We start from the raw sequence: 389 nt of genomic DNA, 5'->3' as shown, positions 1-389 counted from the left end.
ACTGCACACGTATCGCCGATTACTTTCGCGACAAGGGCAAGAACGTGCTGCTGCTGATGGATTCACTGACCCGCTACGCCCAGGCCCAGCGTGAAATCGCCCTGGCCATCGGCGAGCCGCCGGCAACCAAGTGTTATCCGCCGTCGGTATTCGCCAAGCTGCCCAGCCTGGTCGAGCGCGCCGGCAATGCCGAGCAGGGCGGCGGTTCCATCACCGCGTTCTATACCGTGCTCTCCGATGGCGACGATCAGAAGGACCCGTTCGCCGATGCCGCGCGCGGTGTACTCGACGGCCAGATCGTGCTGTCGCGTCGGCTGGCGGAGGAGGGGCATTACCGGGCAATCGACATCGAGGCTTCCATCAGCCGTGTGATGCCGCAGGTGGTAAGC

General features: G+C 64.3%; 1 pseudogene. It reads left to right on the top strand.

Annotated features, from left to right (window positions below):
- Positions 1-389, top strand: a pseudogene (gene fliI / locus ACEWB7_RS18635) (flagellum-specific ATP synthase FliI); the annotation flags it as partial.

It is taken from the genome of Acinetobacter sp. NIOH-H-8, assembly GCF_046635365.1.
Classification (GTDB): Bacteria; Pseudomonadota; Gammaproteobacteria; order Pseudomonadales; family Moraxellaceae; genus Acinetobacter.
Note: the sequence above shows the minus strand (reverse complement) of the source record. Positions and strands in the feature narration are given on the sequence as shown.